Annotated in this window: 22 protein-coding genes; 15 read left to right on the top strand and 7 right to left on the bottom strand. The window is 71.2% G+C overall.

Features of this window, described 5'->3' with window-relative positions; genetic code table 11:
• Position 1 precedes the first annotated feature (1 nt).
• The 10 genes from FLL47_RS25580 (at position 2) to FLL47_RS25535 (ending at position 12,817) form a co-directional block, all read left to right on the top strand.
• Positions 2-2,431: an NADH-quinone oxidoreductase subunit G gene (locus FLL47_RS25580; protein ID WP_144123118.1), complete on the top strand. Its 2,430-nt coding sequence runs from the start codon at positions 2-4 to the stop codon at positions 2,429-2,431.
• A gap of 41 nt (positions 2,432-2,472) precedes the next feature.
• Positions 2,473-3,852, top strand: coding sequence for an NADH-quinone oxidoreductase subunit NuoH (gene nuoH, locus FLL47_RS25575; RefSeq protein ID WP_144123379.1), 1,380 nt, complete (start codon positions 2,473-2,475; stop codon positions 3,850-3,852).
• A 10-nt stretch (positions 3,853-3,862) separates the two neighbouring features.
• A complete protein-coding gene (nuoI, locus tag FLL47_RS25570; RefSeq protein WP_425457770.1) occupies positions 3,863-4,390 on the top strand; it encodes an NADH-quinone oxidoreductase subunit NuoI in 528 nt (175 codons plus the stop codon).
• Positions 4,390-5,175, top strand: a complete 786-nt coding sequence (locus FLL47_RS25565) for an NADH-quinone oxidoreductase subunit J (RefSeq protein WP_144123377.1) — start codon at positions 4,390-4,392, stop codon at positions 5,173-5,175. Before nuoI ends, FLL47_RS25565 begins: the two co-directional genes overlap by 1 nt.
• A 4-nt stretch (positions 5,176-5,179) precedes the next feature.
• On the top strand, positions 5,180-5,479 hold the full coding sequence (gene nuoK / locus FLL47_RS25560) for an NADH-quinone oxidoreductase subunit NuoK (protein WP_144123116.1): 300 nt from the start codon (positions 5,180-5,182) through the stop codon (positions 5,477-5,479).
• Positions 5,480-5,501: 22 nt separating this feature from the next.
• Positions 5,502-7,481 (top strand): NADH-quinone oxidoreductase subunit L, encoded by a 1,980-nt coding sequence (nuoL, locus tag FLL47_RS25555; protein WP_144123375.1) that lies wholly within the window; start codon positions 5,502-5,504, stop codon positions 7,479-7,481.
• A 2-nt stretch (positions 7,482-7,483) separates the two neighbouring features.
• Positions 7,484-9,025 (top strand): NADH-quinone oxidoreductase subunit M, encoded by a 1,542-nt coding sequence (locus FLL47_RS25550; protein ID WP_144123115.1) that lies wholly within the window; start codon positions 7,484-7,486, stop codon positions 9,023-9,025.
• A gap of 2 nt (positions 9,026-9,027) precedes the next feature.
• Complete coding sequence (gene nuoN, locus FLL47_RS25545) at positions 9,028-10,581, top strand: NADH-quinone oxidoreductase subunit NuoN (protein ID WP_144123114.1); 1,554 nt, start codon at positions 9,028-9,030, stop codon at positions 10,579-10,581.
• A 72-nt stretch (positions 10,582-10,653) separates the two neighbouring features.
• Positions 10,654-11,694 carry a polyprenyl synthetase family protein gene (locus FLL47_RS25540; protein WP_144123113.1) on the top strand — a complete coding sequence of 347 codons (1,041 nt, stop codon included), beginning with the start codon at positions 10,654-10,656 and terminating at the stop codon, positions 11,692-11,694.
• A gap of 313 nt (positions 11,695-12,007) precedes the next feature.
• Positions 12,008-12,817, top strand: a complete 810-nt coding sequence (locus FLL47_RS25535; protein WP_407924710.1) for an IclR family transcriptional regulator — start codon at positions 12,008-12,010, stop codon at positions 12,815-12,817.
• A 107-nt stretch (positions 12,818-12,924) separates the two neighbouring features.
• Here FLL47_RS25535 and FLL47_RS25530 read toward each other — a convergent pair whose 3' ends face one another.
• The 5 genes from FLL47_RS25530 to eccE form a co-directional block, all read right to left on the bottom strand.
• Positions 12,925-13,308 (bottom strand): VOC family protein, encoded by a 384-nt coding sequence (locus FLL47_RS25530; RefSeq protein ID WP_144123111.1) that lies wholly within the window; start codon positions 13,306-13,308, stop codon positions 12,925-12,927.
• 67 nt (positions 13,309-13,375) lie between these two features.
• Entirely contained in the window at positions 13,376-15,511 is a 2,136-nt protein-coding gene (locus FLL47_RS25525; RefSeq protein ID WP_144123110.1) for a PhoX family protein, read from the bottom strand.
• Between the two features lie 253 nt (positions 15,512-15,764).
• Positions 15,765-16,700 (bottom strand): EamA family transporter RarD, encoded by a 936-nt coding sequence (rarD, locus tag FLL47_RS25520; RefSeq protein ID WP_144123109.1) that lies wholly within the window; start codon positions 16,698-16,700, stop codon positions 15,765-15,767.
• Positions 16,701-16,772: 72 nt separating this feature from the next.
• Positions 16,773-17,144, bottom strand: coding sequence for a phage holin family protein (locus tag FLL47_RS25515; protein ID WP_144123108.1), 372 nt, complete (start codon positions 17,142-17,144; stop codon positions 16,773-16,775).
• Between the two features lie 52 nt (positions 17,145-17,196).
• On the bottom strand, positions 17,197-19,041 hold the full coding sequence (eccE, locus tag FLL47_RS25510) for a type VII secretion protein EccE (protein WP_186315908.1): 1,845 nt from the start codon (positions 19,039-19,041) through the stop codon (positions 17,197-17,199).
• A gap of 141 nt (positions 19,042-19,182) precedes the next feature.
• On the opposite strand from eccE, the gene eccB reads away from it, so the two are divergent.
• The 3 genes from eccB (at position 19,183) to FLL47_RS25495 (ending at position 21,368) form a co-directional block, all read left to right on the top strand.
• Complete coding sequence (gene eccB / locus FLL47_RS25505) at positions 19,183-20,559, top strand: type VII secretion protein EccB (RefSeq protein ID WP_186315907.1); 1,377 nt, start codon at positions 19,183-19,185, stop codon at positions 20,557-20,559.
• A gap of 184 nt (positions 20,560-20,743) precedes the next feature.
• Entirely contained in the window at positions 20,744-21,034 is a 291-nt protein-coding gene (locus FLL47_RS25500) for a WXG100 family type VII secretion target (protein WP_246158579.1), read from the top strand.
• A 37-nt stretch (positions 21,035-21,071) separates the two neighbouring features.
• Positions 21,072-21,368, top strand: coding sequence for a WXG100 family type VII secretion target (locus tag FLL47_RS25495; RefSeq protein ID WP_144123104.1), 297 nt, complete (start codon positions 21,072-21,074; stop codon positions 21,366-21,368).
• A 135-nt stretch (positions 21,369-21,503) separates the two neighbouring features.
• Here the strand turns inward: FLL47_RS25495 and mycP are convergent, their stop codons facing one another.
• On the bottom strand, positions 21,504-22,739 hold the full coding sequence (gene mycP, locus FLL47_RS25490) for a type VII secretion-associated serine protease mycosin (RefSeq protein ID WP_144123103.1): 1,236 nt from the start codon (positions 22,737-22,739) through the stop codon (positions 21,504-21,506).
• Between the two features lie 206 nt (positions 22,740-22,945).
• Between mycP and FLL47_RS25485 the strand changes: the two genes are divergently transcribed.
• Positions 22,946-25,066 carry an SseB family protein gene (locus FLL47_RS25485; RefSeq protein WP_246158577.1) on the top strand — a complete coding sequence of 707 codons (2,121 nt, stop codon included), beginning with the start codon at positions 22,946-22,948 and terminating at the stop codon, positions 25,064-25,066.
• A gap of 5 nt (positions 25,067-25,071) precedes the next feature.
• Positions 25,072-25,434: a hypothetical protein gene (locus FLL47_RS25480; RefSeq protein ID WP_144123101.1), complete on the top strand. Its 363-nt coding sequence runs from the start codon at positions 25,072-25,074 to the stop codon at positions 25,432-25,434.
• An 18-nt stretch (positions 25,435-25,452) separates the two neighbouring features.
• Here the strand turns inward: FLL47_RS25480 and FLL47_RS25475 are convergent, their stop codons facing one another.
• Positions 25,453-26,382 (bottom strand): alpha/beta fold hydrolase, encoded by a 930-nt coding sequence (locus FLL47_RS25475; RefSeq protein ID WP_144123100.1) that lies wholly within the window; start codon positions 26,380-26,382, stop codon positions 25,453-25,455.
• Position 26,383: the final 1 nt, after the last annotated feature.

The following is a 26,383-nucleotide window of genomic DNA, read 5'->3' as shown; positions in this document are numbered from 1 at the left end:
AATGAGCCAGGAAGTACAGAAGCACACCGACACCGTCACGCTCACCATCGACGGCATCGAGGTGACCGCGCCCAAGGGCGAGCTGGTCATCCGCACCGCCGAGCGGCTGGGCATCGACATCCCGCGGTTCTGCGACCACCCGCTGCTGGCCCCGGCCGGTGCCTGCCGCCAGTGCCTGGTGGACGTGGAGGGCCAGCGCAAGCCGGTCGCCTCGTGCACCCAGACGGTGGCCGACGGCATGGTGGTGCGTACGCAGCTCACCTCCGAGGTCGCCCGCAAGGCCCAGGAGGGTGTGATGGAGCTGCTGCTCATCAACCACCCGCTGGACTGCCCCATGTGCGACAAGGGCGGCGAGTGCCCGCTGCAGAACCAGGCCATGCAGGTCGGCCGGCCGGAGACGCGCTTCCACGAGCACAAGCGCGAGTACGAGAAGCCGATCAACATCTCCGCGCAGGTGCTGCTGGACCGCGAGCGCTGCGTGCTCTGCCAGCGCTGCACCCGGTTCTCCGAGGAGATCGCGGGCGACAAGTTCATCGACCTGATGGAGCGCTCGTCGGTCGAGCAGATCAACGTCTACAGCGACACCTTCTTCGGCGTGGACGCCGACGACGCGAAAGAAGTGCCGTTCAACTCGTACTTCTCGGGCAACACGATCCAGATCTGCCCGGTCGGCGCGCTCACCAGCGAGCAGTACCGCTTCCGCGCCCGGCCGTTCGACCTGGTCTCCTCGCCGAGCAAGTGCGAGCACTGCGCGTCGGGCTGCGACATGCGCACCGACCACCGCCGCGGCAAGGTGCTGCGCCGGCTGGCCGGTAACGACCCGCAGGTCAACGAGGAGTGGAACTGCGACAAGGGCCGGTGGGGCTTCCGCTACGCCACCGCCTTCGACCGGCTCACCACCCCGCTGGTGCGCGACGCCGAGAGCGGCGAGCTGCGCGAGGCGTCCTGGACCGAGGCGATGACCGTCGCGGCCGAGGGCCTGCGGGCCGCCCGGGACGGGGCGTACGGCGTCGGCGTGCTGACCGGCGGCCGGTTGACCGTCGAGGACGCGTACGCGTACGCGAAGTTCAGCCGCATCGTGCTGGGCAGCAACGACATCGACTTCCGGGCCCGCCCGCTGTCGAGCGAAGAGGCCGAGTTCCTGGCTTCCTCGGTCGTCGGCGAGCAGTCGGTCACCTACGCCGACCTGGAGCAGGCCAAGCACGTGGTGCTGGTCGGCTTCGAGCCGGAGGAGGAGAGCCCGATCGTCCTGCTCCGCCTGCGCAAGACGGCGGCCAAGGGCAAGCTCAAGGTCACCTCGGTGGCCCCGTTCCTGACCCGCGGCGCGGAGAAGGCCGGCGCGACGCTGGCCGCGTGCGTGCCCGGCCAGGAGCCGGCGGTGCTGTCCAACCTCGAGGGCGTCGAGCCGGGCACGGTCGTGCTGGTCGGCGAGCGCCTGGCCACGGTCCGCGGCGGCTTCTCCGCGGCCGCGAGCCTGGCCGCGCGTACCGGCGCGAAGCTGGCCTGGGTGCCGCGGCGCGCGGGTGACCGCGGCGCGGTCGACGCGGGCTGCCTGCCCACGCTGCTGCCGGGGGGCCGCTCGGTCGCCGACGCGGCGGCGCGGGCCGAGCTGTCGGCGGCCTGGGGCGTCGCGGCGGGCGTGATCCCGAGCCAGACCGGCCGGGACACCGACGCGATCCTGGCCGCGGCCGCCTCGGGCAAGCTGGGCGCGCTGGTCGTGGCGGGCGTCGACCCGGCCGACCTGAGCGACCCGAAGGCCGCCGAGGAGGCGCTGGACAAGGTCGGCTTCCTGATCTCGCTGGAGCTGCGGATGAGCGCCGTGTCCCGGCGCGCGAACGTGGTGTTCCCGGTCGCCGCGCCGGCCGAGAAGGCCGGCTCGTACGTGAACTGGGAGGGCCGCCTGCGCACCTACGAGCAGGCGCTGGACACCCCGAACACGGGCGCGAAGCTGACCGACGCCCGGGTGCTCGACGCGCTGGCCGCCCGCCTGGGCGTCACGCTGGGCACCGGTGACGTGCTCGCGGTGCGCCGTGAGCTGGGCAGCCTGCCCGCGACCGGCGCGCAGCGCCCGGCCGCACCGGCCGAGGTGGGCGCGGCCGCGCCCACGCTGAAGCAGAACGAGGCGATCCTGGCCAGCTGGGCGCAGCTGATCGACCTGGGCAGCCTCACCGACGGCGACGAGGTGCTGGCCGGCACCGCCCGCCCGCCGGTGGTGCGCCTGTCGAAGGCCCGCGCCACCGCGCTGGGTGTCGCCGACGGCGACCCGGTGACCGTCGGCACCGCGCGGGGTGCGATCACCCTGCCGGCCGCGATCACCGAGATCTCCGATGACGTCGTCTGGGTGCCGACCAACTCCCCGGGTTCCACGCTGCGCCGCACGCTTGGCGCGAACCCGGGCGCGGTCGTGACCGTGAGCGGAGGAAGCAAATGATCCTCGCCCCTATCGGTTTCCTGGCGGAGGCTCTGACGCCGATGTCCCCGGCCCACTTCGTGGCCGAGGACCCGGCAACCGGTGATCCGACGCTGGTCGACTTCGGGCATGACCCGTGGTGGATCGTCCTCATCAAGGTGGTCGGCGTCTTCGTCTTCCTCGTGGTGATGACCCTGTTCACCATCTGGTACGAGCGCCGCGTGGTGGCCCGGATGCAGGTGCGTCCCGGCCCCAACCGGCACGGGCCCTTCGGCCTGCTGCAGTCGCTGGCCGACGGTCTGAAGCTGGCGTTCAAGGAAGACATCATGCCGCTCAAGGCGGACAAGGTGGTCTTCTTCCTGGCGCCGGTGGTCTCGACCGTGTGCGCCTTCACCGCGTTCTCGATCATGCCGTTCGGCCCGTTCGTGTCGATGTTCGGCGTGCGCACGCCGCTGCAGCTGACCGACATCTCGGTGGCGGTGCTGCTGGTGCTGGCCTGCTCCGGCATGGGCATCTACGGCATCGTGCTGGGCGGCTGGGCGTCGGGCTCGACCTATCCGCTGCTCGGCGGCCTGCGCTCCAGCGCCCAGCTGATCTCGTACGAGGTCGCGATGGGCCTGTCGTTCGTCGCGGTCTTCATGGTCGCCGGCACGATGAGCACGTCGGAGATCGTCAACGCGCAGGCCATCGGCCACACGCTGGCGCTGCCGTTCGGGAACATCAACATCCCGATCGGCGGCTGGTTCTTCCTGCTGCTGCTGCCGAGCTTCGTCATCTACTCGATCTCGGCGGTCGGCGAGACCAACCGGGCCCCGTTCGACCTCCCCGAGGCCGAGTCGGAGCTGGTCGGCGGCTTCCACACCGAGTACTCGTCGCTGAAGTTCGCGCTGTTCTTCCTGGCCGAGTACATCAACATGGTGACCGTCTCGGCGCTGTGCGCCACGCTCTTCCTGGGCGGCTGGCGCGCGCCGACGTCGTTCGAGAGCTTCTGGCCGGGCATCAACTCCGGCTGGTGGCCGCTGCTGTGGTTCACCATCAAGGTGCTGCTGCTGCTGTTCGTCTTCATCTGGCTGCGGGGCACCCTGCCCCGGCTGCGCTACGACCAGTTCATGCGCTTCGGCTGGAAGGTCCTCATCCCGGTCAACCTGATCTGGATCCTCGTCGTGGCCGGCTGGCTGACCATGCGCAAGCAGCAGAACCTCGACGTGATGGACCGGATCCTGCTGGTCGGCGTGCCGCTGGCGGTCGTCGTGCTGCTGGCGCTGCTGTGGCCGCAGAAGCAGCAGGAGACGCCGCCGCCGCTCGAGGAGCAGGTGGCCAAGCGTCCCGAGGGCAGCTTCCCGCTGCCGCCGATGGACCTGCAGGTGCCGGTCAGCCCGCGTGCCAAGCGACTCACCGCCGAGCGCGAGACCGTGCCCGCGACTACCGAAGAGGAGGTGTGACGTGGGTTCGATGACGGATGCCGTCAAGGGCTTCGGCGTGACGTTCTCTCACATGTTCAAGAAGACCGTCACCACGCAGTACCCCGAGAAGCCGGACCCGACGGCCCCGCGTTACCACGGCCGGCACATCCTCAACCGCTACCCGGACGGCCTGGAGAAGTGCATCGGCTGCGAGCTGTGCGCGTGGGCCTGCCCGGCGGACGCGATCTTCGTCGAGGGCGGCGACAACACCGACGCCGAGCGCTTCTCGCCCGGTGAGCGGTACGCGGCCAACTACCAGATCAACTACGCCCGGTGCATCTTCTGCGGTCTGTGCATCGAGGCCTGCCCGACCCGCTCGCTCACCATGAGCAACGAGTACGAGCTGGCCCGCGACAACCGGCAGGACCTGATCTTCACGAAGGAGCAGCTGCTCGCGCCGCTGCTGCCCGGCATGGAGCAGCCGCCGCACCCGATGCGCCTGGGCGACAACGAGAAGGACTACTACCTGGGCGCTCCGGCGAACCCGGGCACGTCGGCGGGAGCTGAGACCCGATGATGCTTTCGACTCAGGTGCTCGCGGCGGCGGCCGAGACGGCGGGCCAGGTGTCCGGCGGGGAGAAGTGGACCTTCTTCCTGCTGGCCCCGCTCGCGGTCATCGGCGCGCTGGGCATGGTGATCGCGCGCAACGCGGTGCACTCCGCGCTGTGGCTGGTGCTGACCATGCTCAGCCTGGGCGTCTTCTACATCGTGCAGGCCGGTCCGTTCATCGGCATGGTGCAGATCATCGTCTACACCGGCGCGATCATGATGCTCTTCCTGTTCGTGCTGATGCTGGTCGGCCGCGACGCGTCCGACTCGGTGATCGAGACGCTGCGCGGCCAGAAGGTCGTCGCGATCCTGCTGGGCCTGGGCCTGGCCGGCCTGCTCGGCACCGGCGCCTACCAGGCCACCCGGGACATGCCCGTGGTCGGCCTGGACAAGGCCAACGTGCACGGCAACGTGCAGGGTATCGCCCAGCTGCTGTTCGGCCCGTACGTCTGGGTCTTCGAGGTCACCTCCGCGCTGCTCATCACCGCGGCGGTCGGCGCGATGCTGCTGGCCCACCGCGAGCGCGCCAAGGGCGAGCGGGTCGGCCAGGCCGCGCAGATGAAGGCGCGCTTCGAGCCGGGCAACTACCCCGGCCCCAAGCCGGGCCCGGGTGTCTTCGCGAACTCCACCTCGGTGGCCACCCCGGCGAAGCTGCCGGACGGCACCCCCGCCGAGCGGAGCATCTCGCCGATCCTGCCGACGCGCGAGCTCACCTCGGCGGAGATCGCCAACAAGCACACCGAGGGGAAGTGACCCGATGACCCCCATGTACTACATCGTGCTGTCGGCTGTGCTGTTCAGCATCGGCGCCGTCGGCGTGCTGATCCGCCGCAACGCCATCGTGCTGTTCATGTGCATCGAGCTGATGCTCAACGCGGCGAACCTGGCCCTGATCACCTTCGCCCGGATGAACGGGACGCTGGACGGTCAGGTCATGGCGTTCTTCTCGATGGTGGTCGCGGCCGCGGAGGTCGTCGTCGGTCTGGCCATCATCATGTCGATCTTCCGCACGCGACGCTCGGCGAGCGTCGACGACGCGAACCTGCTGAAGTACTGAGGCGGAGATGGAACCAACTCTAATGCTCGCCGAGGCAGCACAGGCTAGCGCTGTCGACGCCCCCGCTGTCCTGCAGCAAGCGGTCGCTTACGCGCCCGCGACGGGCCTGCTGTCCTACATGTGGTTGCTCATCGCCATTCCGGCGGTCAGCGCGCTGATCCTGCTGACGACCGGGCGATGGGCCGACAAGTGGGGCCACTGGCTCGGCTGCGCGTCGGTGTTCGTCTCGTTCGTGCTCGGCCTCGGCATGTTCTTCGAACTGCGCGACCTGCCCAACCGGGCGGTGCAGCAGGAGCTCTACAGCTTCATCCCGGTCGGGACGCTGCAGGTCGACTTCGGTCTCCTGTTCGACCCGCTGACCGCCGTCTTCGTCATGCTGATCACGGGCGTGGGTTTCCTGATCCACGTGTACGCGACCGGCTACATGGCCGACGACGAGGGCCGTCGCCGCTTCTTCGGGTACTTCAACCTGTTCATCGCGGCGATGCTGCTGCTGGTGCTCGGCAACAACTACGTGATGCTGTACTTCGGCTGGGAAGGCGTGGGTCTCGCGTCGTACCTGCTGATCTCCTTCTGGTACGGCCGGCCGTCCGCGGCCACCGCCGGCAAGAAGGCGTTCATCATGAACCGCGTCGGTGACGCGGGTCTGGTGCTCGGCATCTTCGTGATGTTCACCCAGCTCGGCTCGGTCAACTACGACGTCGTGTTCAGCAACGCCGGTCTGATGCCGACCACCACGATTCTGGTGCTCGGCCTGCTGCTGCTGCTCGGTGCGTGCGGCAAGTCCGGCCAGTTCCCGCTGCAGGCGTGGTTGCCCGACGCGATGGAGGGCCCGACCCCGGTCTCGGCCCTGATCCACGCCGCGACGATGGTGACCGCCGGTGTCTACCTGATCGCCCGCTCCAACCCGATCTTCTCGGCGAACCTGACGCTGCAGACGGTCGTGGTCAGCGTCGGCGCGCTCACCCTGCTGCTGGGCTGCATCATCGGCTCGGCCAAGGACGACATCAAGCGCGTGCTCGCCTGGTCGACCGTGTCGCAGATCGGCTACATGTTCCTCGGCGTCGGCCTGGGCGGCGGCGCGTACGCGCTGGCCATCATCCACCTGCTGGCGCACGGCTTCTTCAAGGCGAACATGTTCCTCGGCGCCGGCTCGGTCATGCACGGCATGAACGACCAGGTGGACATCCGCCGGTTCGGCTCGCTGTGGAAGTACATGAAGATCACCTGGCTCACCTTCATGATGGGCTGGCTGGCGATCATCGGCATCCCGCCGCTGAGCGGCTTCTTCACCAAGGAGCCGATCATCGTGGCCGCCTTCGCGCGGCCCGGCTGGACCGGCTGGCTGTACGGCATGGCGGCCCTGATCGGTGCGGGCCTCACCGCCTTCTACATGACCCGCCTGTTCATCCTCACCTTCCACGGGCCGAAGCGGTGGACCACCGCCAAGGAGGGCTCAGTCGATCAGCACCCGCACGAGTCCCCGCCGGTGATGACGATCCCGCTCATCTTCCTGGCGCTCGGCTCGATCTTCGGCGGCATGCTCATGGCGACCCCGGTCGCGAATTGGCTCACCCCCGTGCTGGGCCCGCCGACCGACCCGCACCCGAAGATGGGCCACCTCACCATCACCGTGCTCAGCCTGGTGCTGACGGTGGCCGGTGCGGGTCTGGCCTACGCGCTGTTCCAGAAGGGCACGGCGCTGGTGCCGCAGCCCGCCGGACCGGTGGTCACGGCCGCCCGCAACAACCTCTACACCGACGCCTTCAACGAGGCCGTGTTCGAGAAGCCGGGCAAGTGGCTCACCCGCGCGCTGGTCTTCGTCGACAACAAGGGCGTCGACGGACTCGTCAACGGGCTCGCGGCGCTGGTCGGCGGGGGTTCGGGCAGGCTGCGGCGGCTCCAGACCGGCTTCGTGCGGTCCTACGCGCTCTCGATGCTTCTCGGCGGGGTGCTGGTGCTCGGCGCCTTCGCCGCGGTGCAGCTCGGCTGGATGGGATAACGATGAAATACCTGTCACTCCTGACCCTCGCACCGCTGGTCGGTGCGCTGACGGTCGCGTTCGTCCCGCGCGCCAAGCCGGAGCTGGCCAAGCGGCTGGCGCTGATCTGGTCGATCGTGGCGCTGGCGGTGGGTGTCGCGGCCTGGATCGCGTACCAGCCCAACGGCCCCCGGATGCAGTTGCAGGAGTCCTACACCTGGATTCCGGCGTGGGGGGCGAAGTTCAGCTTCGCCGTCGACGGCATCGCGATGGTGATGATCGCGCTGATCGTGCTGCTGGTGCCGCTGGTGATCCTGGCCAGCTGGCACGACGCGGAGAAGAGCAAGCGCAGCGTCCCGGCGTACTTCGCCCTGCTGCTGGCGCTCGAAGGCACCATGATCGGCACCTTCACCTCCGCCGACGTGCTGCTGTTCTACCTCTTCTTCGAGGTCATGCTGGTGCCGATGTACTTCATCATCGGCTCGTTCGGCACCGACGTGCCGGCCAAGCAGCGCCAGTACGCCGCGGTGAAGTTCTTCCTCTACTCGCTGGTCGGCGGTCTGCTGATGCTGGCCGCGGTCATCGGCATGTGGGTGTACGGCGGCCACACCTTCGACTGGCAGACGCTGACGAACGTCGAGTTCACCACCAACGTGCAGCGCTGGCTGTTCCTCGGCTTCTTCATCGCGTTCGCCATCAAGGCGCCGTTCTTCCCGTTCCACACCTGGCTGCCCGACGCCGGCGGGGCGGCTCCGGCCGGCGCCGCCGCGCTGCTGGTCGGCGTGATGGACAAGGTCGGCACCTTCGGCATCCTGCGCTACTGCCTCCCGCTGTTCCCGGAGGCCTCGCGCTGGTTCGCGCCGTGGGCGATCGGCCTGTCGCTGATCGGCATCATCTACGCGGCGCTCGTGGCGATCGGCCAGAAGGACCTCAAGCGCCTGGTCAGCTACACCTCGATCGCGCACTTCGGCTTCATCGGCATCGGCATCTTCGCCTTCACCTACCAGGCCGGCTCCGGCGCGGTGCTGTACATGGTCAACCACGGTCTCGCCACCGGCCTGCTGTTCCTGGTCGTGGGCATGTTCGTGGCGCGCCGCGGCAGCACCCTGGTGACCGACTTCGGCGGCGCGGGCAAGCTGCTGCCGCTGCTGGCGGGCGTCTTCTTCATCGCGGGCATGGCGTCGCTGGCGCTGCCGGGCCTGGCCCCGTTCGTCAGCGAGTTCCTGGTGCTCATCGGGACGTTCACGGTCAACAAGCCGGTGGCGGTCATCGCGACGGTCGGCATCATCCTCGCCGCGGCGTACGTGCTGTGGATGATCCAGCGCACCACACAGGGCAACACCAACCCGGTGCTGCACGACCTCGCGCCCATGAAGCGCGACCTGTCGCTGCGTGAGGGCATCGTGGTGGCACCGCTGATCGTGCTGCTGATCGTGCTGGGCTTCTACCCCAAGCCGGTGCTCGACGTGATCAACCCGGCGGTGCAGGCCACACTGACCGACGTGGTCACCCCGGAGCGGGCCGACCCAGCGCCCGCAACCTCCACTGTGGAAGCAGGAAAGTGACCATGGGCGAAGATTTTGCCGTCAACCTGCCGGACCTGAACTACGCCGCCCTGGCGCCGATGCTGATCCTGTTCGGCGCGGCGTGCCTCGGGGTGCTCGTCGAGGCGTTCGTGCCGCGCGCGGCACGCAACGCCGTGCAGCTGGTGCTGGGCCTGGTGGCCCTGGTCGCGTCGCTGGTCGCCGTGGTGCTGCGCGCACCGCACGTGACCGACGCCAACGCGCAGACCGCGGAGCAGGCGATCTCGATCGACCAGGCGGGCCTGTTCCTGCAGGGCGCGATCCTGGTGCTCGCCATCGTCTCGCTGCTGCTGTTCGGCGAGCGCACGCTGGAGAACGGCGGCCCGTTCGTGGCGCAGGCCGCGATCACCGTCGGCTCGGAGCTCGACCGCAAGCAGGCGGCCAAGGAATCCGGCGCGACCGAGATCTACCCGCTGGCGCTGTTCGCCGTCGGCGGCATGATGCTCTTCGTGACCGCGAACAACCTGCTGGTCATGTTCGTGGCGCTGGAGGTCTTCTCGCTCCCGCTGTACCTGCTCTGCGCGCTCGCCCGGCGCAAGCGGCTGCTGTCGCAGGAAGCCGCGCTCAAGTACTTCCTGCTCGGCGCGTACGCTTCGGCGTTCTTCCTGTTCGGCCTGGCGATGGTCTACGGCTTCGCCGGCGCGGTCGACTTCCGGACGATCCACGAGTCGGTGACCGGCTCGGCGAACAGCCCGATCCTGCTGTTCATCGGCCTCGCGATGCTGTCCATCGGTCTGCTGTTCAAGGCCGCCGCGGCACCGTTCCACGTCTGGACGCCCGACGTCTACCAGGGCGCGCCGACCCCGATCACCGCGTTCATGGCGGCCTGCACCAAGGTCGCCGCGTTCGGCGCGCTGGCCCGGGTGCTCTACGTCGGGTTCGACGGGCTCGGCTGGGAGTTCACGCCGGTGCTGGGTGTCATCGCGGTACTGACCATGCTGATCGGCGCGATCCTCGCGGTCACCCAGACCGACCTCAAGCGGCTGCTGGCCTACTCGTCGATCGCCAACGCCGGCTACCTGCTGATCGGTGTGCTCGGCGGCGGCAAGGAGGGCCTGAGCAGCATGTTGTTCTACCTCGTGGCGTACGGCTTCCTCGTGATCGCGGCCTTCGGCATGCTCACGCTGGTCCGCGACGCCGACGGGGAGGCCACCCACCTGTCCCGCTGGGCGGGCCTGGGCAAGCGGTCGCCGCTGTTCGCCGGCGTCTTCAGCTTCCTGCTGCTGGCCTTCGCGGGCATCCCGCTCACCAGCGGTTTCGTGGCGAAGTTCGCGGTGTTCGGGGCCGGTATCGCCGGTGACCAGACCTGGCTGGTGCTCTTCGGCGTGCTCAGCAGCATCATCCTGGCCTTCCCGTACATCCGGGTCGTGGTGCTGATGTGGCTGAACGAGCCCGGTGAGACGACGCCGAGCGTCTCGATCCCCGGTGCGCTGACCTCGACCGCCCTCATGATCGGTGTGCTGGTCACGCTGGTGCTGGGGGTCTGGCCGAGCCCGCTGCTCGACCTGACGGCCAACGTGTCCAACTTCATCCGGTAGTAGTCGTAAATTCGAAGCTCCCCCCACGACCGGTCCGCTGGGCATGGGGGGAGCTTCGATCATGTGACGGCCATGTGGCATCGTGAGGACGTGGTGAGCAGCGTGAACGGTCGTACTGCCCGGAGCACCGGAGCCCGGTTCGATGACCCGGCCCTGGAGGCCTCGGTGATGGCGAACCTGGCGTTGGTGGAGGACCGCCTGCGCGAGTGCGTCGAGTCCGCCGACCCCTTCGTGACCGAGGCCGCCAAGCACCTGCTGGAGGCCGGTGGCAAGCGGTTCCGGCCGATGCTGGTCGCGGTCTGCGCGCACTTCGGCGACCCCGACGCGCCCGAGCTGATCGACGCCGCGGCGGTGCTGGAACTGACCCACGTCGCCACGCTGTACCACGACGACGTCATGGACGAGGCGCTCGTACGCCGGGGCACCCCCAGCGCCAACGCCCGCTGGGGCAACTCGCTGGCCATCCTCGTCGGTGACTTCCTCTTCTCCCGGGCCGCCGAGCTCGCCGCGGGCCTCGGCCCCGACGCGGTGCGCATCCAGGCGCAGACGTTCGCCCAGCTGGTGCACGGCCAGATCGCGGAGACCGTGGGCCCGCGCGACGCCGACCCGGTCGAGCACTACCTCAAGGTGCTCGACGGCAAGACCGCGTCGCTGATGGCGACCTGCGGCACCTTCGGCGGCATGTTCTCGGGTGCGTCCCCGGCGACCACCGCGGCCCTCACCACGTACTGCGAGACGCTGGGGCTGGCCTTCCAGCTCTCCGACGACCTGCTCGACATCTCCAGCGACTCCACCGACTCCGGCAAGACCCCCGGCACCGACCTGCGCGAGGGCGTGCCCACCCTGCCCGTGCTGTACGCGCTGGCCTCCGAGGACAGTGACCCGGCCGCGGTCCGGCTGCGCCGGATCCTGGCCGACGGCCCCGTCACCGACGACGCGCTGCACGCCGAGGCGCTGGAGCTGCTGCGGGACAGCGTGGCGCTCAAGCGCGCCCGGGAGACCGTGCGCGGGTACGCCGAGCAGGCCCGTGCCCAGCTGCAGGGCCTGCCCCGCAACGCGGCCCGGGACGCGCTCGAGTCCCTCTGCGACGTCATCGCCGACCGCATCGCCTGACCCGCCACCGCCTTGCACACCGCGACCCGGCCGCACACCGCGACCGGGTCTGCCCGCCGCGCTTTTTCATAGACGCTGGCCTATGACATCGACTTCGATCTACGGATAATCGATGTCATAGGCCAGCGTCTATGCAGAGCGGGGGTTGCGCGCGGGTCGCCCGGTGGTTGGTGGGGGGGGTGCGGGGTGAGTGGAGGTGCTGGCGGGCGGTGGTCGGGACCGTCCGGAATGGATCGAGGGATTTCGTTACGTCGGGACTCTTCACGCCGGGCGTGCATTTGCATATCGTAGGTGCGACTGCATGGAGGTGACGGTGCGAGATTCAGCGGTTCCGCCATCGGACATGGTCAGCAGCGTGGCGCGCGCGCTGCGGGTGCTGGAGGTCGTGGGCGAATCGCCCGCGGGGCTGTCCCCCAAGCAGATCGCCCGCCGGTGCGACATCACCATCGCCGCCGCGTACCGGATGTTGCGCACGCTGGCCCACCAGGGGTACGTGATGCGCCGCGCCGACGGGGCGTACACGCTGGGGCTGGCGGTGGCCGACCGCTTCCGTGAACTGGTCAGCGCGATGCGCGGGCCGGCCGAGGTCGGTTCGGTGCTGCGCCGGGCCAGCGCCGAGATCGGTTACAGCCACTACCTGGGCAGCTTCGTCGACGGCCGGATCGCGATCACCGCGGTGGCCGAGGGCTTCCGCTCCCCGCACGTCGAGGACCTGGTGCCCGGGTTCGACGAGGGCGCGCACGCGACCGCCCTCGGTAAGAACCTGCTGGCCACGCTCGACCAGGTGCAGCGCGAGCGCTACCTCAAGGAGCACGGCATGCGGGCGTTCACCCAGGCCACGCTGCGCTCGCACACCGCGCTCGACGCCGACATCGCGGCGGGGATGCGCCGCGGCATGCAGGTCGAGATCGGGCAGTTCCGGCAGGGCGTGGCCTGCGCCTCGGTCTCCGTGCAGACCGCCGGCGACCTTGGCCAGCGCTACGTGGTCGCCTGCGCGTTGCCGGCGGTGGACCTCGTGAAGCAGGCGCCGGTGATCCGGGAACGGCTGCACGCCACGGCCCGAGCGCTCCAATCGGCCCTCAACGCTCCGCTGGCGGCCGCTCCGGGCGCCGCCGCGGCCTGACCCACCCGGCGGCCGTCCGCTCGTTCACGCGACCGGCGGGAGGCGCCGGTTCCCCGGCCGTCCGCGTGGCAGGCGGCAGCCGGGGCCGTGCCGGTCGGCAGCCCTCCTCAATCGGCCAGGAAGAGGCAGAACGGGTGCCCGTCCGGGTCGAGGTAGACCCGGACGTCGTCCTGCGGCTGGAAGTCGGCGAGCGTGGCGCCCGCGGCCACCGCGTGCGCCCCGGAGGTCGCCAGGTCGTCGACGGCGATGTCGAGGTGGACCATCATCTGCGGCTCGCCGGGGCCGGCGGGCCACACCGGGCGGACGTACGCCGACTCGGTCTGGAACGACAGGCCGGGCCCGCCGCCGGGCCCGCGCAGCTTGACCCAGTCGGGTTCGTCCTGCTCCCGGGACCAGCCGAGCAGCCGCTCGTAGAAGGCGGCCAGGGCCTGCGCATCGGGTGAGTCCAGCACGATGCCGGACAGCTCCAGCCGGGGCGTGTTCTCGGTCATACCGGCCAGCGTAGACAGGAACGGCGCCTGCGGCCCGAAGGCCGCAGGCGCCGCTGGTGCAGGTGGGTCAGCTGCCGACGGGGCGGCCGTCGAGCCGCCACACGCCGACGATGCCCGGCTTGGCGTAGTCGCCGTCGGGCCAGGTGCTGGCCGGCTTCTCGATGGACGCGCCGCTGATCTCGCCCGGGTGCTGCGGGGCGACGAACACCGTCTTGTTGTCCACGCTGATGAACGGGCCGCAGGCCTCGGCCCCGCGGGGCACGGTGAGGAACTGCTTGAGGTGCCCGGCCTCGGGGCCGCTCAGCGCGGTCGCGAAGAGGCCGTCGTTGGAGAGCAGCGCGTTGCCGTCTGTGGAGATCCACAGGTTGCCCGCGCCGTCGAACGCCAGGTTGTCCGGGCAGGAGATCGGCGAGACCTTCGTCTTGTCGTACCCCATGAAGTAGGTCGACGGGTCCGCCGGGTCGCCGCAGACGATCGGAACCGCCCAGGTGAACGTGGTACCCGTGTGGTTCCCGCCGTCCTCGGTGATCTCGAAGACGTGCCCGTGCTTGTTGCCGTTGCGCGGGTTGGCCTCGTCGGCCGGCGCGTTGCGCCCGCCGGTGGTGCCGCGAGCCGTGTTGTTGGTCAGCGCGGCGTAGATCTTGCCGGTGACCGGATTCGGCTCGACATCCTCGGGGCGGTCCATCTTGGTCGGGTTGACCAGGTCGGCCGCGAGCCGGGTGTGCACCAGGATCTGCTCGACGGTCCAGCCCGGCACCATCGGCTTGTTGTCCTTCACCAGCGGGATCCAGACACCGGTGCCGTTGAACGCGCCGTCGGCGGGCAGCTTGCCGGTGCCGTCGATCTCGGCGGCGCTGGTGTAGCCGAGCTGCGCCACGTACAGGTCGCCGGACTCCAGCAGGGACATGTTCTGCTTGCGGGCCCACCACGAGTTGCCGCGGGCGAACTTCTTGTGCGACACGAACTTGTAGATGTAGTCGTGCCGCTCGTCGTCGCCCATGTATGCCACGACGTGCCCGCTGTCGGCCACGATGACGTTGGCGCCCTCGTGCTTGAACCGGCCCAGCGCGGTGTGCTTGCGCGGGGTCGAGCCCGGGTCGAACGGGTCGACCTCGACGATCCAGCCGTGCCGGTGGATCTCGTTCGGGTTGGCGGTCAGGTCGAACCGGGCGTCGACCCGGTCCCACTTGCGCGAGCCGCTGGGGTAGCGGGCCGAGGTGGAGACGCCGTAGCGGGCCAGCGACGCCTTGTTCTCCGCGGGCGCGCCCTCGCCGCCGACGAAGTACTGGTTCCAGTTCTCCTCGCCGGACAGCACGGTGCCCCAGGGGGTGACGCCGCCCGCGCAGTTGTTGAACGTGCCGATGACCTTCTTGCCGGTCGGGTCGGTCGCGGTCTTCAGCAGCGCCGAGCCCGCTGCCGGGCCGGTCATCGCGAAAACGGTCGACAGGCCGGTGATGCGCCGGTTGTACGGCCGCCTGCCCTTGCCGACCACGACCCACTGCCCGGTGCGCCCGACCCGCTCCAGCTCGACGACCGACATGCCGTGGGCGGCGATGGTGGCCTGGATCTGGTCGGTGGTGAGCGCGTCGAGCCCGGCGAAGCCGGGGAACATCAGCTCCTCGTTGGTGTACTCGTGGTTGCAGACCAGCAGGGCGCGGTCGCCGCCACGGCCCAGCGGCAGCACCGCGACGAAGTCGTTGTTGTAGCCGAACTGCTTGGACTGGGTGGCCGCGGTCTGCTTCGCCGGGTCGAAGCCGGCCGCGCCCGGCACGACCTCGTCGCCCCAGCGGATGATCACGTTGTGGTCGTACCCGTTGGGCACCACCAGGTTGTCCAGGGTGTTCGGGGGAATCGGCGAGAAGGTCAGCGCGGTCGGCTTCCCGGTGCGGGTCAGCGCGTCCACGGAGAACTCCTCGGCCGCCCCCGCCTCGCCGCCCTCGGCGAACGCCGGCGTGGCGGCGGTGGCACCGGCCACCGCACCGGCGAAGCCGAGCGCGATGGCACCGGCCGAACCGGCCTTGAGCATGCCGCGCCGGGACACCTCGGCCTGCACGACGTCACCGAAGTACTCGTTGGGCGACGTGTTCGGGGCCGGGTGGTCACAGGCGTTGCCGCAGCGGTACAGACAGGTCATGGACGACCTGCTGCCTCCGCTGTGGCCGTCCCCGCCGAGCAGGGGGAGCCGGCGGCGGGATTCGTTCATGGGAGTTGCCTCCATACGTCGGGTCGACAGGTAGTGCCGTCGTCCGGAACGTAGGGAGGCCGAGTGAGCCGCGTTCATCCCATGGATGAACACCACATGAACACCACCAGGCAGCCGCCGCGCGCGGTCAAGATCGCCCGACTTGCCGGGCACATGTGCGTATCTTGGGCACGCTTTCGCCCACTTGCCCGGCAAGTCGAATGACCTTGGACCGGGCTCGGCCGGGCCGCACGGCGGGGGCGGCCGGACGGGGTCAGGCGCGGGTGGTGGCCGGGGTGAGGGGGGTGGCGTCGCCGGTGGCGAGGGCGAGGCGGTTGCGGCGGGCGTTGCGCAGGCCGTCCCAGGTGAAGACGGCCAGGGCGAGCCAGACCAGGCCGAAGCCGAACAGGCGGGCGGGGGGCATGGGCTCGTGGAAGGCGAACACGCCCAGCGCCAGCTGCAGGGTCGGGGCGACGTACTGCAGCATGCCGAGGCCGGTGAACGGGATGCGGTTGGCGGCTCCGGCGAACATCAGCAGCGGGATCGCCGTGATCACGCCCGCGGCGGCCAGCAGCAGCGTGTGGCCGGTGCTCACCTGGCCGAAGGTCAGGTCGCCGGAGAAGGCGAGCCAGCCGAGCGCCGCCAGTGCGGGCAGCGTCAGCACCGCGGACTCGACGAACAGGCCGTCCGCGGGCGGCAGGGCCAGGCGCTTCTTGGTCAGCCCGTACAGCGCGAAGGAGCAGGCCAGGATCAGGGCGATCCACGGCGGGTGGCCGTAGTCGACGGCCAGCACCAGCACGGCGAACGTGCCGACGCCCACCGCGGCCCACTGCGCGGGGCGCAGCCGCTCGCCCAGCACGAAAACGCCGAGCACGATGACGACGAGCGGGTTGATGAAGTAGCCGAGCGACGTCTCCACCACCCGGTCCACGTTCACGCCGTAGATGTAGGTGCCCCAGTTGACGCCGATGAAGACGGCGGCCAGTGCGATGCCGCCGACGGTGGCGGGGCGGCGCAGCAGTGCCGCGATCTGCCGCCAGCGCCGCACCGCGGTGAGCACGAGGACCATGAACAGCGCCGACCACGCGATCCGGTGCGCCAGCACCTCGATCGGGCCGGAGGGTTTGAGCAGCTTGAAGTACGCCGGGAAGAAGCCCCACAGAGCGTAGGCGCCGAACCCGTACAGGTAGCCGAGGCGAAGCTGACTCACCGATCAATGGTAAGGGGGAGCTCCGCCTCGACTCCTGACATGTGAGCCAGCTCGCTCAGCTGATGGGAAGAATCAGTCCTCGATGAACCAGTTCAATGCCCAGCTGGTGAGACCGACGACCAGCGCGCCGAGGATGGCGGCGGGCCAGAAGTTGTCGACGTGGAACGGCACGTCCAGCAAGCCGGCGATGAAGCTGGTCAGCATGAACAGCGCACCGTTCACGACCAGCGCGATCAGGCCGAGGGTGAAGACGTACAGCCCGCAGCCGACCATCTTGACGATGGGGCGGATGAACGCGTTGCAGAGTCCGAAGATGACGGCGATCGCGACGAACGTGCCGATCGTCCCCAGGACGGAATCGGCGGTCACGCGGATGCCTGGGACGAGCATGGTCGCCACCCAGACGGCGGCGGCGCTGGCGGCCAGACGGAGGAGGATGCCCATGGTGCGGCATCGTGCCATGATTCGCCCCGGTGCGCACCCCCGGCCGGGCCGGTCAGCGTCCGTTCTGCTGGGTAGCGTTGATCAGTTGCTGCTCGTAACCGGTCGTGCCGAGCGCCGCCCAGCGCACCGAACGGCGATGCACCACGCCGATCATGCCGGGCTGGGCGCGGGACAGCCACGCCTCCTGGTCCCGGCTCAGGCCCAGCACGGACACCGCGACCGCGGCCTCGGCCGGCTGCAGCGGCTGGAGCAGCGCCAGATCGGCGCGGCCGAGCACGTCGACGTCCACCGGCGACAGGTCGTCGCGTACCACCAGGGTGCTGTGCCAGGGCGTGCCCGGTGTGCGGTCGGCGGCCACCGGGCCCGCGTCGACGATGCTGAGCAGCGGGCGCAGCGGCGTGCCGGGCGGCACGTTGACCGGGCCGGGCGCCATCACGGCCAGTGGCGCGCCGGAGCCCAGACCGCGGCTGAACGGCTCCCACGCCCACGGGCGGGTCGTCTGGACCAGCACGTACGCCCCGAGGGCCATGGCGCGCACGGCGACGATCTGGGCCACGGTGACGCCGCCGATCAGGACCACCCGGGTGGCCTCCGGGCGGAACAGCCGGAAGGAGACCGGCTCGCTGTGGCGGTTGACCCCGATCATGAGCCCGCTGCCGCCGTACGGCGTGGCCAGCGCGGCGACCGCGGCCGGTCGCCGGGCGACGCCGCCGCGCCCGCCCGCGCCGAGTTCGGCGGGGCCGGGCCCGGCCAACGGCAGGGTCGCGGTCAGGCCGTCGAACTGCTGCCCGTCCAGGCGGCGGGCGTGGGCGTGCTCGGTGGCCAGCAGCTGGCGCAGTGCCGTGCCGGCGTTGCCGAGCGAGGTGTGGTCGGGGGCGGTGAGCCGCACCGTGAGCTCGGCCTGCACGGTGGCGCCGCCGTCGGCCCACGGGCCTGCGGTCAGCGACACCGACACCGTGGTGGCCGGCAGCCGGAGCAGCCGCGGCAGCAGCGCGTGGGCGGGGTCGGGGTGCGGCGTCGGCCAGCGCTCCACCGCGTACGAGCTCGCGTACAGGCCGCCGATGTGCAGCGCGGACCAGCCCTCCTGGGCGGGGGACGTGCCGTCGTGCCCGGCGGCCTCGGCCACCGCCCGCAGCGCCGCGACGTCGCCGAGCAGCCGGTGCGGGACGTCGCCCAGCTTCGCGCGGACCTTGCGCACCGCGCCGGTCAGCGCGCGCTCCAGGTCGGCCTCGTGCCAGCCCTCGGCCCGGTGCACCCGCACCGCGAGCACGGCGCGCTCGTTGGCCAGCAGCCGCCCGCCGGACAGCTGGCGGTAGGACGACGCCGCGGGCGACGAGCCGTTGGCCGCGTTGGCGTGCAGCAGCAGCTGCAACCGGACCGGCGGGGTGTCCGCGCCGGGCGCGGGCAGCAGCGCGGCCGGCGAGGGCAGCGGGTGCCAGGCGCGGGCCGGCATGACCGCCTGGTCACCGAGTTCCAGCAGCACGCACATGCCCTCGGCGTCGGCGAGCGCGGCGCATGACACACCCTCGATGTCCAGCGTGGACAGGCGACTGCCGGGCGCGGCCGCGGCCAGCAGTTCCGCCGCGTCGCCGGTCGGCTCGATCCGCCGGCGGCGGCTGCGGTAGCGCAGATAGACGGCGGCCCACTCGGACAGCCAGCGGCCACGCCAGCGGCCCCAGGCGAGCACGACGAGGGCCACGGCCACCGGCACGGCGGGCAGCAGGAAGCCGACGCCCGCCTGCGTGGCGGCCACCAGCAGCACCAATGCCAACTGCGCGGCGACGATCTGGCCGCTGCCGAGGCCCAGGAAGCGCCGGGCCGGGCGCGGGCGCGCCGCCGGTGCGGCCTCCTCGCCGGCGGTGCGCGCCGTCGGCCCGGTCACCGTGTCGACCGTCATCGCGATAGCCTCCCCTAGGCTCCAGCTAGTGGCGGCCTTGTGGTCCGCCCGGCGGCGGATCGCCGAGGACATCCAACAGCTGTGCCGCCGCACTTCGCCCGGCTCATGGTAGAGCCGCTGGCTGACCCGTGGGGAGGGCCCATGCCGTCGAGACAGGACCAACTGCACTCGTACCAGTTCACGGTGCAGCGAGTGGTCTCGGCGCTGGTGATGCGCGACACCGATCCGGCGCAGGCGCCGTTTCGCCGCGCCGCCGGCGCCACCCTCGCCAGCATCCTGCTGGCCGTCGTCATCGCGGCCGGATACGGGGTGTACGGCGTGTTCAGCAACCGCGGTGACAACGGCTGGAAGGCCGACGGCACCGTCATCATCGAGGAGGATTCGGGCGCGCACTTCGTCTACCGCGACGGAAAACTGCACCCGGCGCTGAACCTGACCTCGGCGATGCTGGCCTCCGGCCAGGCCCAGCCGAAGGTCGCGACGGTGGCCCGCAAGTCGCTTGTGGACGTGCCGCGCGGGCTCACGGTCGGCGTGGTGGATCTGCCGGACTCGCTGCCCGACCCGAACGCCCTGCTCGGGCTGCCCTGGTCGATCTGCTCGGCCACCGCGTCGGGCAAACCGGCCTCCGTGCTGGTGGTGGGCGACACCGGGCTCGCCGGCAAGGGCCGGGTGATGGGCGGCGACGACGCGCTGTTCGTACGCGCCGGCGAGATGATCTACCTGCTCTGGCACGGCCGGCTCTACAACGCCGACGCCGACGAGTTCGCCGACCTGGCCGGCGGGGCGCAGCCGGTGGCCGTGCCGGCCGCGTTCGTCAACGGGATGCCGCAGGGGCAGCCGCTGGACGAGCCGCGGATCAGCGAGCCGGGTGAGACCTCGGACGTCAAGGACCTCAAGAACGGCCAGGTCATCAAGATCAAGGGCTTGGACGGCAAGTCCCACCAGTACGCGGTGGTCCGCGCGGACGGCCTGGCGATGATCACGCCGGTGCAGGCCGCGCTGCTGCTCGGCCGGTACCGCCAGAAGCACGCCATCGGCCGGGAGATCGAGATCGACCAGACCGAGCTCGCCGAGTACGACAACTCGCCCGCCAGCCTGGTCCCCGACGCCGGCGACCCGCGGCAGCCACCGGCGAACATGCCGACCATCGCCGCCTACGGCCAGGGCGCGCTGTGCGCGGTGGTCCGCGACGACGCCGGCACCACCGAGGTGCGCGCCGAGGTGCCGCTGGACCTGAACGGGCGCATCGCGACCGTGGCCCGCAGTGCCGAGGGCGGCGCGTACGCCGACTACGTGCTGGTGCCTTCGGGCCGGGGTGCGATCGTCGCCGCGGGCACCACGATGAGCCTGGTCACCGACCAGGGTGTGCGCTACGACGCGGCCCGGCCGGACGTGCTGCCGATGCTCGGATACCACGATCCGACGCCGCTGCGGCTGCCGTCGTCGCTGGTCGACCTGCTGCCCCCGGGACCGGGTCTGGACCCGCAGACCGCCTCCGCGCAGCTGGCTCTCGGCTGAGCCGGAACGTCCGGGTTATCCACAGGCGACGGCTCCGGGCTGGCACGAGTCGACGCGGGACGCTACCGTCACCGAGACAGACGCACCATCACCAATGCTCCGCATAGGACGGTGGATGCGTAACTGCACAAAGGGAATGGGGTGACGTTCGACAATGGCGGAAACCGCGTCCGAAGCTGCGATCATGGCCGCGACCGCGACCAAGTTCGACTCGGCCAACGACGGGCTGCAGACCATGCTCAGCCGCCTGTTGAGCGAGCTGGAGATGCTGCAGACCAGTTGGGTGGGTCGGGCCGGCAGCTCCTTCGAGCAGGTCAAGATCGCCTGGTCGCAGGACCAGAAGGCGCTGCACCAGGCGCTCGCCGAGACGTCGAAGGCGATTCGCACCGCAGGCCAGGAATACAGCCGCGCCGACGAGGAGCAGGCAGGCCGCGTCGCCTCCCGCAACTCCGGTGGCGTCTCGCTGAACCTGTGAGCGCGGCAGACCACGGACCGAAAGGGGGAGGACCGATATGAGCAACGGCGAGAGGCTCGTCGTCAACTTCGCCTCGCTGCACGATGCGAGCGGGCACATCCAGAAGGCGCTGGGCCAGCTGGAGACCACGCTGGGCGAGCTCGAAAGCGACGCCCAGCCCATGGTGAACACGTGGTCGGGCGCCGCGCAGGCGGCGTACCACGAGCGCCAGGCCAAGTGGCGTAAGGCCGCGGACGAGCTGTCCGTGATGCTGCGTGACATCAAGGGCGCGGTCGACGAGGCCGCCGTCCAGTTCAAGGACGCCGAGGACCGCAACACCCGGCTGTTCCACTGACCCACGTCGCCGTGGCCCGGGGCAGCTGACGACCGCTGCCCCGGGCTGCGTGCGTAGCGCGTGGCCACACCGCAGCTTGCGATCGACGCCGTGGCGCAGGGCCAGGGTGCGGCGCAGGGCGAACAGGTCCTTCCGTCAGTTCCCGGCCGCCCGCCAGCGGCGGCGGATGCCGTTGGGCAGCGCCACGGCCAGGGCGAGCACCAGGCCGGCCAGGATGGCGCCGAGCCCGGCCAGCCACAGCGCCTGGGAGCGCTGCTGCGCGGCCCGGTCGGCGGCGGCCTCCGCGGCCGGGTCGGCGGCCCGTGGGGCCAGCGCGGCCGGGGTGACCCGGGTCGCGCCGTCGAGCACGTCGGTCACCGCCCGGACCGGGTTGAGGATGCCCACGCCGTAGTCGTCGCTGAGGCGGCCGCCCGGCGCCGGGTCGGCCGTGGCGGAGAGCCGCTTGCGCACCTGCGATTCGGTGAGCTTCGGGTAGGCCTGGCGGACCAGTGCCGCCGTGGCGGCCACCATCGGGGCGGCGAAGCTGGTGCCGCTCTCCTTGCCGTGCCCTCGGCCGGGGCGGGCCACGGTCACCTGGTCACCGGGGGCGACGAGGTCGACGTACGGCCCCGTCTGGGAGGCCTGCAGCCGCTGCCCGGCCTCGTCGATCGCGCCGACCCCGAGCACGTTGTCCCAGGAGGCGGGATACGGCGTGGGGTTGCCCTTCTGCTTGGCGTTGCCGACCGCCGCGATCACGACCACGTCCGCGGCGACGGCCTCCCGGATCGCCTCGCGGAACTCGGCCAGCTTGTTCGGGGCGGTGTCGCCGTAGCTCAGCGAAAGGTTGATCACGTCGGCGTCTTTGCTCACCGCGTAGCGGACCGCGGTGGCCATGTCCTTCACGTCGGCCTGGCGGGCGCTGCTCGAATTCTCCTGACCGCCGAGCTGCTCGCTCACCCGGATCGGCAGGATCTGCACACCGGGGGCGAGGCCGCGGAACTCCACCCCGGCCAGCGGCTTCGCAGCGATGACACTGGCCACGCCGGTGCCGTGGCCGACGCAGTCCTGCCGCCCGTCGGTGCCGCCGCCGGGCAGCATGTCCCGGCCCGGCACGACCTGCCCGCGCAGCTGCGGGTGGTCCTTGTCGACCCCGGAGTCGAGCACCGCCACGATCACGCCCGACCCGTCGATGCCGCGCGGCAGCGCGGACAGGTCCCAGCGCTGCTGCGGCCATGGCTTGGCAGCGATCACCTCGCTCGCCGCGCGGTTGCCGCTCGGACACGGCGCCGCGGCGGCGGGCGCTGTCGCGATCCCGACGACGCCGAAGCTGAACACCACGCTGAACGCCACCGTGCGGGCCGCGAAGGCGACCGTCGGCCGGCTGCGGTACATGTCGCCTCCCCAGGCTTTGTACGGGTCGGCCGCGTCACGCGCGGCGGGTGACCGCCGTGACGCCGCTGCGCGGTTTCCCGCGTGGCTGAGCCCCGGCGCAGATGCTATCGGAAGGAGCGGACCTAGACTGCTGGTTGCGACACGCCTACGGGGCGCAAGGTAAGTTGTGTCTCAGTACTCTGGCGGCAGCAGGAGGTGAGCGCGTGATGGGTTGGGAGCCGGCCACCGATACCGAGATCGCGCTGCGTGACGCCCTGCGCGCCGGGGATCAGGAGCTCTACTTCCGTATCCTCGGCCGTTCGGAGCTGCTGCTGCCGGTCGCCGGCGACGCCGCGTCGGCCCGCGGTTCCGCAGGCTGGGGCACCTGGACCGCGGAGAACCGCACCCATGTGCTCGCCTTCACCTCGTCCGCGGCGCTGCGCTCCTGTCTGGCCGAGCACGCCGGTCCCGCGCGGCGCGTGCCGTTCCAGGAGCTCGCCTCCTCGTGGCCCAACCACGAATGGTGGCTGGCAGTGGACCCGGGACTGCCGATCGAGGGATACCTGCCGGCCTGGTTCGTGACCCAGCTGGTCCGTGGTGACGTGCGCATTCCCGGTGCACCCGCGGTCGCCCGCGGCCGGCTCGAACGGCTGGAGGCGCTCGAACGCGCGAAGGCCGCCCGGACCGCGCCGCCGCCGATCCAGGCCCGCGGGCCGCAGCCGCCGCAACCGGCATACGACCCGCACCTCGACGAGGACCTGATCCTCGACGCCGAGGTGATCGACGTCGCGGAGGTGCGGCCGGTCGCCGCGCCGCAGGTGCACACCCCGCTGGCGCTCGAGTCGCCCGCCGCGCCGCCGGTGCCGGCTGCGGTGCCGACCGCGCAGCCCGGCGGCCGGTTCTTCCCGGCAGACCCCGCCTTCTCCGCCGAGCCGATCTCGCCGGCTGCCGCAGCGCACACGCCGTCCCCGCCGGCCGCCGTGCCGCCGCCCGCGCCCGAGCCCGCGCCCGCCGCACGACCCGGTGAAGGGTCGCTGTTCGAGCCGGTGTCCACCTACCCGCCGGCCGCCGTGTCGCCCGCGACCGAGCCCGCCGCACGACCCGGTGAAGGGTCGCTGTTCGAGCCCGTGTCCACCTACCCGCCGGCCGCCGTGCCGTCCGCGACCGAGCCCGCCGCCCCGACCGTGCCTGCCGGACGCCCGGGTGAGGGGTCGCTGTTCGAACCGGTCTCCACCTACTCGACCGCCGCTGTGCAGCCCGCCGCCGAGCCCGTGCCGGCCGCACGGCCCGGTGAGGGGTCGCTGTTCGAGCCCGTGACCGCGGCGGTGACGATGCCCGACGTGCCCGTGCCGCCGGTCCGGGAACCGGGTCCGCGGCACGAGCGGCCGGGCGGGCCCGAGGACGACTTCACCCCGTCGAACTCCGTCGAGGAGCAGCTGCTCGAAGCGGCCGACGCGGGCAACACCGACGCCTTCCTGTCCACGTTGCTGCTCGCGACGGTGCTGGTGCCGGTGCCGGGCGGGTCGAGCGCGCCCCGGCCCGGCGAGCCGGGATACACCTGGCAGCCGCGCGACATCGACGGCGAGCCGCACATCGTCTGCTACACGTCCACGCAGACCATGCCCGAACCGGTCGAGGCGGTGCCGGTGCGCTTCGTCAAGCTCATCGCGGCCTGGCCCGACCCGACCTGGTCGTTCGCGGTCAACCCGGGCACCGCGGTCGGTGCCAGCCTGCCCGGTGACCAGCTCCTGGAACTGGCCCGCTGGGCTGCCGAGATGGGCCTCGGCGGCGACGAGAGGGAACCGGCCGTGACCGCGCCGACGGCGGGCGCCGCGCCGCCGCCGGGCCGCCGCGACCCGGAGATCACCGAGATGCAGAAGGTGATCGCGGCCAGCCAGATCGGCTACTACCTGGACCGGGGCTACGACCGGGTCTCCGGTTTCGTGCACCGCGCCCGCGAGGTCGGCCACCTGCGGGGCCCCCAGGCGCTGCGCAGCGCGCTCGGCCTGACCTGGACGGGTTCCCCGTTCACCGCGGACGACAAGGAGATCTACGTGCTGCGCTGGCCGGCCTACCGGCCCAGCCTGTACCGGATCCCGTACGGCGGGCAGCACGAGGCGGCGATGAAGGCCATGGAGGGCTGGGTCATCGAGCGCCCCCCGTTCCGGGGCAACGGCTTCGCACCCGGGGACAGCACCGAGATCATCGCCGAGTTCAAGGTGGACAGCGCCCGGCTGCCGCACGGTGCGCGCCTGCTGCGCGTGGACGCCGACGGCAAAGAGGAGATGGTCGCGGTGCTCGACGCCGACGGGCCGCGCTGGCTGCGCACCGACGGGGGCGAGGAGTGATGCGCATGCGCGACGGCTACATCGCCCGCTACCTGGGTCGCGAGTACGAGGCCAGCCCCGACGGCGACACCGTGCGCCTCTACCGTCCGGAGCCCGCTGAGGGCTTCGAGGAGGTCCGGCCCGGCCGGCATGTGCGGGTGGTGCCCGCGGCCGAGGTCGACGACCTGGCGTACGTGCGCAGCGTCTGCAACTGGCGCGGCCAGCCCTTCATCGTGCTCGCCGAGCACGAGGCGTGGCTGCGCGTCGAGTACACCGGTGGCAAGGCCCCCGTCGCCGCCGAACTCGGCCTCGAGGAGTTCGACTACGGCGTCTATCAGGGCTGGGCCCCGAAGCAGGAGGTCACCGACCTCCGCGAATCCCGCCTCTGACCCGTCCCGCCGGGCGGGTCATTTGGTCCAGCGGATGATCTCGCCGGCGACCAGGTCGGGGCGTTCGAGGTGGGGAAAGTGGCCGGTGTCCTCGAGCAGCCGCCATTCGTAGTCGGCGAGCACGTAGCGGCCGGAGCCCTGGGCGGTGGCGGGCAGGGTGATCGGATCGAGGGCGCCCTGCAACTGCAGGGTGGGCGAGATGATCGGCTGGCGGATCGCGCGCAGGAAGCGGTAACCGTGCAGGCGCAGCGTGGACCGGAACGCCCAGCGGTACGCCTCCATCGCGCAGAACGCGGCCTGCGGGATGCGGATGGCCTCGCGGTACCGGTGCTCGTAGTCGGCGTAGTCGGCGGTCTGCCGGAACGCCGGTGACGACCAGGCCCGCATCAGCCCGCCGGCGAGCGCGGCGTCGTCCCGGGTCAGCACGTGCTCGTACCGGGGCAGCTGGAAGCGCAGCAGGTCGCGGCCGGCCCGGCGCTGCGCGGCGTTGGCGACCAGCGCCGAGCGCAGCCGCAGCGGGTGCGCCGCGCCGAGCACCACCAGCCGGTTCACCAGCCGCGGGTGCAGCGCCGCCGCGGACCAGCCGATCAGGCCGCCGGCACCCGCGCCCACGACCGTGGCGTTGCGCTCGCCGAGCGCACGGATCAGGCCCACCACGTCGGCGGCGAGGGTGAATCCGTCGTACCCCCGCGGGGGCTTGTCGGTCGCGCCGTAACCGCGCAGATCGACCGCCACCGCCCGCAGGCCCGCGTCCGCGAGCAGGGGCAGCTGCCGGTGCCACGCCCACCAGAACTCGGGGAAGCCGTGCAGGAGCACCACCAGCGGCCCGGTGCCCTGCTCCACGACGTGGAACCGACTGCCGTTGGCGTTGACGAACCGGTGTGTCCACGGACCCTCGTCCAGGACGCACGACTCGTCCACGGACGTGTTCCCGGCGCGTTCACTCATG

Source organism: Catellatospora sichuanensis (assembly GCF_007483665.1).
Lineage (GTDB): Bacteria > Actinomycetota > Actinomycetes > Mycobacteriales > Micromonosporaceae > Catellatospora > Catellatospora sichuanensis.
Note: the sequence above shows the minus strand (reverse complement) of the source record. Positions and strands in the feature narration are given on the sequence as shown.

Excerpts from the sequence above, each read along its gene's own strand:
- FLL47_RS25580 (WP_144123118.1), top strand. The coding sequence starts at position 2 with ATGAGCCAGGAAGTACAGAAGCACACCGACACCGTCACGCTCACCATC.
- nuoH (WP_144123379.1), top strand. The coding sequence starts at position 2,473 with ATGTCCCCGGCCCACTTCGTGGCCGAGGACCCGGCAACCGGTGATCCG.
- nuoI (WP_425457770.1), top strand. The coding sequence starts at position 3,863 with ATGACGGATGCCGTCAAGGGCTTCGGCGTGACGTTCTCTCACATGTTC.
- FLL47_RS25565 (WP_144123377.1), top strand. The coding sequence starts at position 4,390 with ATGCTTTCGACTCAGGTGCTCGCGGCGGCGGCCGAGACGGCGGGCCAG.
- nuoK (WP_144123116.1), top strand. The coding sequence starts at position 5,180 with ATGACCCCCATGTACTACATCGTGCTGTCGGCTGTGCTGTTCAGCATC.
- nuoL (WP_144123375.1), top strand. The coding sequence starts at position 5,502 with ATGCTCGCCGAGGCAGCACAGGCTAGCGCTGTCGACGCCCCCGCTGTC.
- FLL47_RS25550 (WP_144123115.1), top strand. The coding sequence starts at position 7,484 with ATGAAATACCTGTCACTCCTGACCCTCGCACCGCTGGTCGGTGCGCTG.
- nuoN (WP_144123114.1), top strand. The coding sequence starts at position 9,028 with ATGGGCGAAGATTTTGCCGTCAACCTGCCGGACCTGAACTACGCCGCC.
- FLL47_RS25540 (WP_144123113.1), top strand. The coding sequence starts at position 10,654 with ATGTGGCATCGTGAGGACGTGGTGAGCAGCGTGAACGGTCGTACTGCC.
- FLL47_RS25530 (WP_144123111.1), bottom strand. The coding sequence starts at position 13,308 with ATGACCGAGAACACGCCCCGGCTGGAGCTGTCCGGCATCGTGCTGGAC.
- FLL47_RS25525 (WP_144123110.1), bottom strand. The coding sequence starts at position 15,511 with ATGAACGAATCCCGCCGCCGGCTCCCCCTGCTCGGCGGGGACGGCCAC.
- FLL47_RS25515 (WP_144123108.1), bottom strand. The coding sequence starts at position 17,144 with ATGGGCATCCTCCTCCGTCTGGCCGCCAGCGCCGCCGCCGTCTGGGTG.
- eccE (WP_186315908.1), bottom strand. The coding sequence starts at position 19,041 with ATGACGGTCGACACGGTGACCGGGCCGACGGCGCGCACCGCCGGCGAG.
- eccB (WP_186315907.1), top strand. The coding sequence starts at position 19,183 with ATGCCGTCGAGACAGGACCAACTGCACTCGTACCAGTTCACGGTGCAG.
- FLL47_RS25500 (WP_246158579.1), top strand. The coding sequence starts at position 20,744 with ATGGCCGCGACCGCGACCAAGTTCGACTCGGCCAACGACGGGCTGCAG.
- FLL47_RS25495 (WP_144123104.1), top strand. The coding sequence starts at position 21,072 with ATGAGCAACGGCGAGAGGCTCGTCGTCAACTTCGCCTCGCTGCACGAT.
- mycP (WP_144123103.1), bottom strand. The coding sequence starts at position 22,739 with ATGTACCGCAGCCGGCCGACGGTCGCCTTCGCGGCCCGCACGGTGGCG.
- FLL47_RS25485 (WP_246158577.1), top strand. The coding sequence starts at position 22,946 with ATGGGTTGGGAGCCGGCCACCGATACCGAGATCGCGCTGCGTGACGCC.
- FLL47_RS25480 (WP_144123101.1), top strand. The coding sequence starts at position 25,072 with ATGCGCGACGGCTACATCGCCCGCTACCTGGGTCGCGAGTACGAGGCC.
- FLL47_RS25475 (WP_144123100.1), bottom strand. The coding sequence starts at position 26,382 with ATGAGTGAACGCGCCGGGAACACGTCCGTGGACGAGTCGTGCGTCCTG.